The following is an 11,720-nucleotide window of genomic DNA, read 5'->3' as shown; positions in this document are numbered from 1 at the left end:
AAGCCTTTGACACAAAAGTGTATTTCTCAAGAGTGTGGCTTAAGAATTACACTTTTGTGTATAAAAAGAAAGGATAAATAGCGTTTGGTGATAGATTTTTAATGAATTTACCTTATTTTTCCATCACCAAATCAGCGAGCACGATGGCGGATTCCTTCTCATCCCTAGGTGCATCCTTTGACTTCCATGCCACGATGAAGCGGATTCGGGCAGCAGTTACCTTGTAGCCTTTCAACTCCCATTTGCCTAGTTTCTCCTTCATCTTGATGGAGAGCTGGGCTATGTCTCTGCCTGTTGATGGGAGACAGAGGCAATGGTCGTGGTAGGTTAGCGGCATACCGCTTCTCAGGCAAAGGATAGCGTCCTTGTGAGGCTTGGAGAAACCCAGGTTTACATCCTTGTGTGAGAGCTGAAGCACTATTTCGTTCGGCTCATCGTAGGCTTGGGCATCATAGAGATGCTGGGCACTTTTCAGGCTGTCGAAGAGATTGCCGTTGGTGTGGATGGTTAGTGTACGCTTGGCACGGGTCATGCCTACATAGTATCGGCGCAGTATGTCGTCTGTAGGATGTTCGGGATGGGTAATGAGCATCAGTACATGGTCGAACTCATGGCCTTTTGCCTTGTGGATGGTGCTGACCACGATGTCTGATTTCGAGATGTCACAGAAGTCTTCTACTGATGATTCGAACACGAACTCCCTCAGGTCGCTGTAGTACTTGGCACGATTGGTCTGCTCAAATATCTGGAGACTGCGGCGCAGATATGGCAATGCCTGGCTGGTGGCATACTTTTGAAATGTCTGCTGCTTGGCTGCTTCCCAAATATCATCAGGGATGATAGGGGATTTCGTCTCCTTGAGGCCTTGGTCTATCTTCTTCAAGAAGTATCTTACCTCTGCCAGATTCCAGAAGCGCAAGCCGTCCATTGATTGCACCAGCTTGGCCTTGATGTTATGGCTGTGAAGAAGAGCCAGCATGATGACAGCCTCCTCATTGGTCTGCGTGAGGATGCTGATGGTTTCGTTCTTCTTGCGGGTAGATGCATCGTCTTCTTTTGAAGCGTTACTTCTTAGTAATTGCGTAACATCTTCAAGAATAGGCTGATACATATAAACCTTTTTCTCCTGAATCTCGTATGGATGCTTCACGATTCTTACCTCTCCATCTTCTTGACTCATGGAGATGATAGGGGTAGATTTGATTCGCTGGCGGATGTTGCGGGCGAAGTCGTTGGCAGCATCCACAATATGGCGAAGACTGCGGTAATTCTCCGTCATCTCGATGAAACGGCTGTGTTCTGTCTGGGTCTGTTCATAGAGATACCGCGAGTTGGAACCTCTAAACTCATAGATGTTCTGGTCATCATCGCCTACGGCTATCACCCTCATCTCTTCGTTGGCTTTCATCAGAGCAGAGACAAGGGCATAGTCATCCTTGCTCATGTCTTGCGCCTCATCGATCACGAGCACGGTCTTGCTGATGCGATTGGGCTCCACTTCTCCATTGTTGATCATTTCGGCGGCTTGCTTAACCACATCTCCAGCCTCATCCAGATTGCCAACCCTGCCCAGCAGGTCGAAGCAGTAGGAATGGAAGGTCTTGATCTCTACGAAATGGGCGGCATTGCCGATGAGTTGCATCAGTCGCTGCTTGAACTCGGTAGCGGCTGCACGCGAGAAAGTGAGCATCAGAAGTTGTTCGTGCTTTACATCTTCCAGCAGCAGGAGAGAGGCAAGCTTATGTACGAGCACACGTGTCTTGCCGCTGCCAGGACCGGCAGCGACTACGATGCAGTGGGACTCGTGGTCGTCGATGATTTCCTTCTGTCGCTTGGAGAGCATTCCGAAGAGTTTCTTATACTTTGAAGGTGTTACGTTGCGCTCTATCTCAGTCTCCCGGCTGCCCTTGAAGTACTTTGAGATGAAGTGCTGGTAGTCCATCTGGAAGTAATCCTGCACATATTGCAGGGCGGCATCGTAATCCCTTACCATCAGGTTGGCATATTCGCCCACGATGTGAATCTGTTGAATCTTCTGCTTGTAGAATTCATTGAGCATGCGGTAATCCTCCTGCTTATAGTGGAGGCGAGGTTCCTTGATGCGTTTAATTGCCATCGCATTGTAAAGCACCAGAAATCCTCCTTCCAGCTTCATGGCTCCTATCTTGGAGAGATAGAGCAAGGCTTCCTCTACGTCTTCCAACTGCAGGGAAGAGAAGTCGGAGAAGAGTGACTGGTTGCTGGATTTCAGATCGTTCAGAAGTTCAACTACCGAGAATTGGAGAGGCTTCTCTTTTCTATTGTCTGTTGCGCCAGAGGCTTTTCCTAAACCTTTTTCTTCAGAAGGATTCTTTTCTTCAGAAGAGCTGTTGTTGCTCTCTTCTGTTATAGTTTTACTGTTTTCTTCAGCCAGGCTGTATAGTCTTTCGATGATGAATCGGCAAACCTCAATTCGTCTTTCGAATCGCTTGATGATGGTCTCTATATCCTTGTCTCTTGTCACGATAAGATTGCGGACGCCGTCTTCCTTCTTGTGCGCATATCCTTTTACTGCCAGGAAGTATAGCAGTGTGCGGATTTTCTTTTCTGTAGAAGTGTTGATGCCGTCGTGTACGGCATTGTCATTGAGTTGCTTGTATGTGATATGCAGCGATTCATCCGGGATATGTTCCAGAATGTATCTTTCCAGTTTGGCGAAGTTCTCCAGCATCTGCTGAGGCTTGCGTTGCTTGTCACTGATGTCTTGCAGATAGGCAGAGATGTCACGGGTATCGGCAAGGATGCCTTCCTGGCGCATTCGGTCAACGGAAGAGATGACATCTCGCTTGCTGAGTCCTAGAATGTCGGCGAGGTAATCGATGCGGGATTCTGCCTCGCTATCCTGTGCCTTGGCTATATGCTTCTGGGTGATAAGCGACTTGATGATGCGGATGGCATTCTGCATCTCATCTTCCGAGAACAGGGGTGATTCGGTGAGGCGCAGTCTTGCCTCGTCCATGTTCTTGACAGTGATACCTGTGGCATAGACGTGCGGAATGTTGTTGCCACGCTCTATGTATCCGCTCTGTTCGAGAGCAGATAGGGCGGTGCGAACACGGGTTTCTATGTCGGATACTGAGTCATCCCAACCGGCTTGGCGGGCTATCTCCAGTGCCGAACAACTTACGTGTGGACGCTGCTTGGTAAAATCCTTAATAGCTTTCCATACCTGTTGTATCTCGCTGATGCTCAGCTTGGTTTGGTTGAGCAGGATGAAGCGCTTGTCCAAGTCCTCATCGCTATAGAGTACATAGCATTTGGCATTGAGGTGTGGGTCTCTTCCTGCACGTCCTGCCTCCTGTACATAGTTCTCCAGAGAGTCGGAGATGTCGTAGTGGATAACCAGCCCCACATCGCTCTTATCTACTCCCATGCCGAAGGCGGAGGTGGCAACGATGATTCTAACCTTATCGCTCATGAAGGCATCCTGATTGTGTATCTTCTCATTGGCATCCATCTTGCCATTATAGGGCAGGGCAGATATGCCGTCACGTGTCAGTTTTTGGGCGAGTTCCCGGGTTCGCTTGGTGCGGGATACGTAGATGATGGTAGGGCAATCAGCCTGCTCTACCAGTGAACGCAGTAGATTGTATTTGTTGCCGTCACTATCTACGTGGATAACGGAATAGTGCAGATTGGTACGTGAGGCTGATGAGGCGAAGAGCTGGAGATCGATGCCCAGCCAATGCTTGAAATAGTCGCAGATGTCCTGTACCACCTTCTGTTTTGCAGTGGCGGTGAAGCAAGATACGGGTATCAGGGTTTGACCATGGTTGCGGGCCATAGCATCCTTGCCAAACTTACGTTCCTGGTATTCCTTGATAAACTTGCCGATGTATAGGTAATCCACCCGGAAGTCTTGTCCCCATGCAGAGAAGCAGTGAGCTTCGTCAATGACGAATCTCACCACATGCCGTGCCATCAGGATGCGCTCGATGGTTTTGGAGCGCAACATCTCTGGTGCAATATATAATAAGGTGGCATCTCCGCTCTGTACTCGTTCGATGGCTAGGGAGCGGGAGATTGGGTCGAGGAGACCGTTGAAGGTTACGGCATCGGTGAAACCACGGTCTGCGAGGTTATCTACCTGGTCTTTCATCAATGATTGCAGAGGCGAGATAACCACGGTGAGTCCATGAATGGTTCTGCCATCCATCAGGGCTGGCAACTGGAAGGTGAGCGACTTGCCGCCACCCGTAGGAAATATAGCCAATAATGACTTGCCATCCACTGCTGCCTGCGATGCCTGTTCCTGCAGCGGTTCGCCATCATAGGTACGGAAGGCATCATAGCCAAAGAGTTGTTTCAGGTTGTGATGAATGTCGAGCATGCGGTTGCAATACTCGCAGCCATCGGTGCATTGGGTATGGCAGAGCATATAGATGATATGTTCTACTTCGGGATAATGGCAGAGTACCCAACCTGGGGTTACAGATTGGTAATCGTCTGTGCCTATGAGGGCCAAGGCGTATGCCAAGCCGCAAGGCGACTGGGCTGCAAGAGCCGGAATATCGGCATGGGCGCAAATATGATTCTTGTATTCAGAAAGAATGTATTCTGAAACGCCTATCATTGCGTCATCCTTTTCGATGGCTCCCACATACATCAGAAATCCTCTGAATTCCTCTTCATTCTGGAGCAGCAAGGTGAAGATTTTCCTCTTCCTTTCTGATAATTGATTCCATGCAGCGATTTCATCCATCAAAAGCTCCTTGGCTTTCTCGCAGTCATTGACTGGATTATTCATCTGCTCGCTCATCAGTTTGTCGTCCTTTACCAGATGATGGTAAGGGCGCTTGGGGAAGAGAAGCGGGGAGAGATAGAGGGTATCTATCAGTATGCCGTTGAGTTGGAGATAGCGGGCATCGTGATGAATGAGGTTATGACCGCAGATATAGTCAACCTTTCCTTCTTGCAGGAACTTGTTCAGTGCCGTCTGCGATGCTTGGTGAAAGGTGGCTCCGTCATAACGCAATGCTCCGATGTCGTGTATTTTATGGTCTTTCAGTCCCACTTCGGTATCCACGAAGGCAATGTTCCTGCTTCTGGCATCTTTCTTCTTGATGTCAGAACTTACGGTGAGATTGTTTTTCCTTTCAAAGAGGCGACTGAATATTGACATAATCTTCGATGTTTATATTTCCACCGCAAATGTACAATTATTATTTGATATATGCAAATAATCAAGTGCTTTTATCTTCTTAGAAAGCTGTTTTTATACAATCCCAAGAGGCTTACGAGGATATCTTCAAGGCAGATTAATATGCCCCTAAAACCTTCCAGTCGTCTATGAGTTTGAACAGGCGGGGCATGGCTGGCTTGTAACTGTCGGGATAGGTGAGGGAATAGACGAAGAGTATTCTGCCACTCTTGATGAATTTATCGTAATGACTGTAGCCATCTACTCTTACTCCGTTTTCATAGACAGGACCGGAGAGGATGAATGCCTTATTCGATGCCTGCATCGTCCGCTCCGAATGAAGCTTCTGGGCAAGAGAATCGGCACAGGCCTGGAGGGTGTTGCTATAGTTGGGGGTAACGTAACTCTCCAGGATGATGTTGGCATGATTAGTGAATGAGAAGCGGGCATAGCCCTGGTATCCCGATACCGAAGTATCCTCCTGCTGGAAGAAGCAAGGATACTTGACAACGTAGCCGAAGTCAGGGTCATTGTATTCCTTCATGGGTGCCATCTCTACCTTGGTTTTGAAATCCGCCATCGGTGTATGCTGCTCTTTCGTAACCTCATGATGATAGTTGATGATGAAGTTTATCATCATCAGCAAGACAACTGCTATCAAAAAAATCTTCTTCATATCTTTGCTTCTTTTGTATTTTAGCTGCAAAGGTATGAAGAAGATGGGAAAAAGCAAAATAACAAGTATGACATTTGGCTGACATTTCTGAACTTATCTGATTATCAGTCGGTAAGACTTGCCTCTTTCCGATTCAATCATGAGGTTGCTATTCTGCTCAATCACCGGTTTGATACGGCGAATCAAGGTATAGAGCGTTTCACTGGCATCCGGTTTCTTGGGCCAAAGAGCATCACAAATCTCCTGTTTGGAGAGTTGATGATGCGTATTGTTGAAGAAGAGTTGCATCAGCTGGTGCTGCATCGGAGTAAACTTGATGGCTTGTCCGCTTTCCTGATTGTAGAAGGAATCCTCGTCTTGAGAATAGCATATGGTGCCGAACATATCGGCCTCATGATTCCAGGGTTGTTTTCTGCGATGATAGTATAGCGATGCAATAGCCCAAATCATAGCCATGAGGGTAAGCGTCAAAGGTGTCCGCTGGTTGCTCATACTCAAAACATCTGCCATCGAACAGTTAGCATAACTTTGGATAGAATGCTCGTTGAGGAGCATCTGTTTGCTGCTGAGCAGGTTGGCGCTATTTACCAACTGGGAATTGTTCTTGCCTCTTCTTCTGTCTTCCATCACATAGCAGAGATTACTGGTCGACTTCAGCAGGTCGATGCTGAGATGTGAGCGGTAGCTCTGGATGGTATCAGGCGTAATCCATTGATATTTATTTTCCTGAAGAGTCAGAGCCAAAGCTTTGTTCATATCTTGTACGATGGCATACTGTGCCTTGCGGTAGTTACTCACGCTGGAGAATGCCGCAGACATCACAAGGATGGCAAAGATGAGGATGGAATGATATGCTTTCAGTTTCATATTATCTATTCTGTTTAAATGATATACTGTTTAAAGATTCAAATGCAAAAGTACAGAAATTCTATGAAAGATGGTATAAAACTAGATATAATATTCGTTAATTGATAAATGTCAGACTCATGTCAGCCATATTTTTCGCTTCGGTCTTCTCTTTTTGATACCTTTGCAGCAGAAAACAAGTTTTAGAAAAGTATATGATGACAATGAAGAAAAGTAAATTGTTAACAGCTATGGTGATGCTGTGGGCATTGATCTCTTGTGCAGAAATAAGTGCCCAGGAGATCCAGAAGGTATCGAATGATTCTATAGCCTTGCAAGAGGTTGTTGTGAAGGCGGCACGAGTAGTCAACAAGGAAGATGGCAAGTTGATATTCCCAAGCGATATTCAGAAGCAGCGTTCTTTTTCTGGTTTTTCGCTTTTGGGAAAGTTAGCTTTGCCTCATATCAGGGTTGATGAGGCTGGCCGTTCCATTTCTGCTACCGATAATAAAGGAGAAGTGCAGATTCGTATCAATGGCATTCTCGCCAATATGCATGATGTGCAGATGCTGGATGTAGCTTCTATTATGAGTGTAGATTATATCGATAGTCCTGGCGTAAGATATGGAAAGAATATTGCATACGTGATAGATATTCATACCCGCAGGGCTTCATCGGGTGGCAGTTTGGGCTTCAACTTGACCAATGCGCTAACTACCAAGCTCGGTTCGAACGATGTCTATGCATCTGTCAATAGGGGCAAGAGCCAATTGAATATTTTATATGAGCAGACTTATGTGGATAATAAGGCATCCGAATATAATGAGAATGCTCAATATCTTCTACATGATGGTTCTGAGTATCAGATATCTCGAAAAATCATGCATGGGGCAACTCGAAATTATGATAATACATTGCAGTTGAAGTATAATCTGGCTGATTCTGCATTATATGTATTCCAGACAACGCTTACCACGGATTTCAGCAATCAGCCTTATACATCGAATGAGATGTGGTTTTCTGAATCTGGAAAGCCTGCATATCCTGTTTACAGAACCAGCAAGGGTAGGGATTTTACTCCTGCTCTCGATTTGTATTTCTATCATCAGCTGGGCAAGCATCAGTCTTTGTCGGCAGATGTTTTGGGCACTTATATCCACACCAAAGGAGCCTATTATGAAGGTGAGGGCGACCCCTATCAATATCAGGTAGATGGAAAGACCTATTCGCTCATAGCCGAGGCTATCTATGAAAACCGGTTGAAACCCTTTACTTTTTCTGCAGGAACCAACTTGAACTGGAAATATATGGATAATCAGTATTTGGGTGATGTGGTTAGCGAGAATGGTATCCGTTCATTGGGTATTTATGGTTTTGCACAAATCAAGGGAAGTTTGGGACAATTCAAGGAAGGAACATCCCGTTTAACTTATGTAGCTGGCTTCGGGTTGAGTAATCAGACTTATCGACAGGGAGATGAGGAATTTAGTTTTTGGCTTTGTCGTCCGAAACTCACATTGGCTTATTCCTTGACATCTTCGTTTCAGATCCGCTTGGGAAGTGAATTATCACAGCATATTTCGCAGATAGCTATGATTTCGGATACCCGTATTCGAAAGAACAGTATGGAATGGACTGTGGGTAATCCTTCGCTTAAGCCTAGCAGTAGATATGAGAACTGGGTGGTATTCTCTTTCAGTAAACCAAGGATAAATACTGATTTAACCTTGAATTATCGCATCAATCGTCATTGTAATTTGGCGAAATACACCCGCACGGAAAATGATCAGTTTCTTTATTCCCAGACGAATCAGCCCCATTGTAATATGTTGTATCTTACGAATGATACCCGGTTTGACATTATCCCCGACCACCTTATATTCTCTGTGAATGCAGGTATTTACCGTTTTTTCAATAAGGGCGATGAGTACAGTCATTGTTATACTGCTTATAATTATAGTGGAACATTACAGGGATATTGGGGAAAATGGACAGTGATGCTGTATGCTGATAACGGTTGGAACTTTATGGAGGGAGAGAACATCGGGCATAATCCACCTTCATTGGCAACCTCAGCCAGTTATCATATAGGTGATTTCGATTTTACGCTCTATATGCATAATCCGTTTATGGCTCATCCGAAATCCTATTCTGCAGAAATCGTCAACGCATTACTCCGTAAGCAGGTTCGTGGTTATGACAATTCGGGAGGTAATTTGCTCCGTATCGGTGTTGCCTGGAATATCAATCGGGGAAAGGAATACCGTAAGATACAGCGGAATATCAACAATGAGGAGCGAGAAACGGGTATCTTGAAATAGTTGGCTTTGCTTTCTATATGGGTTGCATTGGCAACAGCCGGAATTTATTTCTTCCCTTTATTGATGATATAAATTCCGGCAGTAGCCAATGCGCCTGCTATCAGATACTTCCAGTAGAAGGTTTCACCAAGACAGAGGCAGGAGGTGATGGCTCCTACTACGGGGATGAGCGAATTGTATATTGCTACCTTTCCTACGGGATTGCAGCTCAATAGTTTATTGTAGAGAGCGAAACTGATGGTTGAGATGGCAATGAGCAGCAGAAGGATGGTGATGCCCCAGAGGCTGATGACTGGCAGATAGCCACCCATTAACAATGCAGGAATCACCAGCAAGGCTCCACCGATACTCAGCGAATAACCGGTTCCTACGAAAACATCCACTCTCTTGCTCAATCCTCGGGTCAGCAGGGAAGCACTGGCTCCACACAGGGCGTTGAGGATAATCATACCATCGCCCAGGAAAGTGAAACTACCGCTTTCCTTTCCGCCAAGGTTCAAGGCTAGGATGCCTAGGAATCCGATGATGCAGCCCAATGCCTTTTGCCACGTCATCCTGTCGCTCTTGAAGAAGATACAGGCAAGGATAACCACCGTGAAGACGCTCATAGAATTGAGTATCGCCGAACGTGCTCCTGCATTATGCGAGAGTCCGAAATAGAAGAAAGCATAATGAAGGGTGGTGTTGAGGAGTGCATAGAGGAGAAGGAACCAGACATTCTCTTGAACAGCTTTCTTCTTGAATCCGAATTCACGGTGTGAACTTCTTGCGATGGCAAGGATGATGATACCGGAGATGAAGAAGCGGATGCCGGCAAAAAGCATCTTGCTTCCGGTCATGTCTGCTGTAATCTGATATTCCTCCATTCCCATTTTTATCAATGGGTAAGCCCATCCCCACGAGATAGCAGCCGTAAGGGCGAACAGGCTTACCCATACCGGGCGCTGAAATATACTGAGTGTATTTGTTTCTTTCTTTTCCATTATAATTTAATTGGTATTCCCTTGCTTCTGTGTTTGCTAAATGGCAATCTACAAGTCCCCCAGATGTCTTTCTATCGGAATTCCTCGGTTCTTGTCCTTGTCATCCTTGTTGATGTCTATCCAGTTGCGCAGGGTATCCATGGCGATGCGGGTGGCATGGCGAAGCTGATCGCCATCCTTCAGTCTGCCCACGATGATGCTGGAGAAGATGTCGCCGGTGCCCGGGAACTGAACGGGGATTTCTTCGTAGGGCAGGAGGAAATACTCTTTTGTAAGATGATTGAAACCTACTACGGCATGCTGACCCTCTACGATGCACGAGGTGATGAGTACGGAGTGGGAACCGATGGCTCTCAGTTTATCTATCAGTTCATAGGCTTCCTTCTCCGAGATTCCCTCTTCCTTGTATTCCGAATCCGTCAGCAGACAAGCCTCGGTATAGTTGGGAAAACAGAGATGCGATACGCTCAGCATCTCCTTCATGCATCTCACGGTACTCTCACTGGCTCCACCATAGAGCTTGCCGTAATCGCCCATCACGGGATCCACATAGATGTCGGTGCCCAGTGCTGCCTGTTCTCTGCAATAACGTGCCACCAGCTTAGCCTGACGCTCCGAAGCCATGAAACCCGTGGTGATGGCATCAAAATGAATGCCCAGTTCGTTCCACTTCTGCAAGGCTTCCTCGATATATGAAGTGCATTCCAGAATGGCATACTTGCCGTATGGGAAGGTGTTACTGATGAGCATGGTGGGCAGATTGAACACATCGAGTCCCATATAAGAGAGGATAGGCATCTGAACAGCGGCAGATACCTTTCCGTAGCCACACATGTCGCTGATAATAAGGATATTACTTTTCGCTTTCATTCTTTCTTTTTTCTACTTGCTTTTCTTTCTTATCCTGATTATCTCTTAATAGCTGGCTGTACACTTGATGCCCAGAGCCTCAACACGCTCCTTGATGGCATCGAGAACTTCCTTTGGTGCCTTTTCCAGCAACTTGTCTGGTGTTTCGCGGGCGATGGTATAAACCATTACCTGCTGAGGCTGGATGTCTTTCACTGCCTCCAGCCAAGGAGCTACGAAATGCTCGCTGGTATTGTCCAAACCGTCACCTCTCAGGAACATGGTCTGGATGATGACGTGCCCCTTAAACATCTTCAGATATTTGATTACATCCTTCACGTCGTAGTTAGGCTGCTGAGGGCGGTCCAGCTTCTTGATGTAATCCATATCCACAGTATCCAGTTTCAGGATGTTGTTATCCACGAGCATCAGCGCCTCTCTCACTTCCTCCTTATATATATAGGTGGCGTTGCTGAGTACGGATACTTGTGCTTCAGGGAAATATTTCTTGCAGAGTTCCATCGTATCTTCCACGATTCCCTTGAAGTCAGGGTGTCCCGTAGGTTCACCGTTTCCTGCGAAGGTGATGTCGTCCAGAGGCTGGTTGTTGTCGTGGCGTTCTTTCAGAACCTTCTCCAATCCTTCTCTTACCTCCTCGCGGGTAGGGCGCTTCTTCTTAGGACGGAAGTCAGCGTTGAATCCGCATTCGCAATAAACGCAGTCGAATGAACAGACCTTGCCATCAGATGGCATGAGGTTGATGCCCAGTGAAACTCCCAGACGACGGGAGTTTACCGGACCGAATATCGGTGATGGATAAATAATCGTTGACATAATCTTATTCTCCTTTATCTAATCTATTCTTT

At 46.4% G+C, this 11,720-nt stretch carries 7 protein-coding genes; 1 reads left to right on the top strand and 6 read right to left on the bottom strand.

The window, feature by feature from the left end:
* Positions 1 to 112: 112 nt before the first annotated feature.
* From FO447_RS06200 to FO447_RS06190, 3 genes are all read right to left on the bottom strand, one after another.
* Positions 113 to 5,161: a RecQ family ATP-dependent DNA helicase gene (locus tag FO447_RS06200; RefSeq protein WP_200758123.1), complete on the bottom strand. Its 5,049-nt coding sequence runs from the start codon at positions 5,159 to 5,161 to the stop codon at positions 113 to 115.
* Between the two features lie 136 nt (positions 5,162 to 5,297).
* Positions 5,298 to 5,855: a hypothetical protein gene (locus FO447_RS06195; RefSeq protein ID WP_153093163.1), complete on the bottom strand. Its 558-nt coding sequence runs from the start codon at positions 5,853 to 5,855 to the stop codon at positions 5,298 to 5,300.
* A 93-nt stretch (positions 5,856 to 5,948) separates the two neighbouring features.
* Complete coding sequence (locus FO447_RS06190; RefSeq protein WP_234699078.1) at positions 5,949 to 6,722, bottom strand: winged helix-turn-helix domain-containing protein; 774 nt, start codon at positions 6,720 to 6,722, stop codon at positions 5,949 to 5,951.
* Positions 6,723 to 6,925: 203 nt separating this feature from the next.
* Between FO447_RS06190 and FO447_RS06185 the strand changes: the two genes are divergently transcribed.
* On the top strand, positions 6,926 to 9,022 hold the full coding sequence (locus FO447_RS06185) for a hypothetical protein (protein WP_200758122.1): 2,097 nt from the start codon (positions 6,926 to 6,928) through the stop codon (positions 9,020 to 9,022).
* Between the two features lie 44 nt (positions 9,023 to 9,066).
* Here FO447_RS06185 and FO447_RS06180 read toward each other — a convergent pair whose 3' ends face one another.
* Genes FO447_RS06180 through FO447_RS06170 form a run of 3 tightly spaced genes read right to left on the bottom strand, consistent with a single transcriptional unit; the run spans position 9,067 to position 11,688 of the window.
* Positions 9,067 to 10,005, bottom strand: coding sequence for a DMT family transporter (locus FO447_RS06180; protein ID WP_153073480.1), 939 nt, complete (start codon positions 10,003 to 10,005; stop codon positions 9,067 to 9,069).
* A gap of 48 nt (positions 10,006 to 10,053) precedes the next feature.
* A complete protein-coding gene (locus FO447_RS06175; RefSeq protein WP_200758121.1) occupies positions 10,054 to 10,875 on the bottom strand; it encodes a bifunctional hydroxymethylpyrimidine kinase/phosphomethylpyrimidine kinase in 822 nt (273 codons plus the stop codon).
* Between the two features lie 45 nt (positions 10,876 to 10,920).
* Complete coding sequence (locus FO447_RS06170) at positions 10,921 to 11,688, bottom strand: radical SAM protein (RefSeq protein ID WP_022120410.1); 768 nt, start codon at positions 11,686 to 11,688, stop codon at positions 10,921 to 10,923.
* Positions 11,689 to 11,720 lie beyond the last annotated feature (32 nt).

It is taken from the genome of Segatella copri, assembly GCF_015074785.1.
GTDB lineage: Bacteria > Bacteroidota > Bacteroidia > Bacteroidales > Bacteroidaceae > Prevotella.
Note: the sequence above shows the minus strand (reverse complement) of the source record. Positions and strands in the feature narration are given on the sequence as shown.

What these genes read in the sequence shown, in the direction of transcription:
- FO447_RS06200 (WP_200758123.1), bottom strand. Translation starts at nt 5,161, where the DNA reads ATGTCAATATTCAGTCGCCTCTTTGAAAGGAAAAACAATCTCACCGTA.
- FO447_RS06195 (WP_153093163.1), bottom strand. Translation starts at nt 5,855, where the DNA reads ATGAAGAAGATTTTTTTGATAGCAGTTGTCTTGCTGATGATGATAAAC.
- FO447_RS06190 (WP_234699078.1), bottom strand. Translation starts at nt 6,722, where the DNA reads ATGAAACTGAAAGCATATCATTCCATCCTCATCTTTGCCATCCTTGTG.
- FO447_RS06185 (WP_200758122.1), top strand. Translation starts at nt 6,926, where the DNA reads ATGAAGAAAAGTAAATTGTTAACAGCTATGGTGATGCTGTGGGCATTG.
- FO447_RS06180 (WP_153073480.1), bottom strand. Translation starts at nt 10,005, where the DNA reads ATGGAAAAGAAAGAAACAAATACACTCAGTATATTTCAGCGCCCGGTA.
- FO447_RS06175 (WP_200758121.1), bottom strand. Translation starts at nt 10,875, where the DNA reads ATGAAAGCGAAAAGTAATATCCTTATTATCAGCGACATGTGTGGCTAC.
- FO447_RS06170 (WP_022120410.1), bottom strand. Translation starts at nt 11,688, where the DNA reads ATGTCAACGATTATTTATCCATCACCGATATTCGGTCCGGTAAACTCC.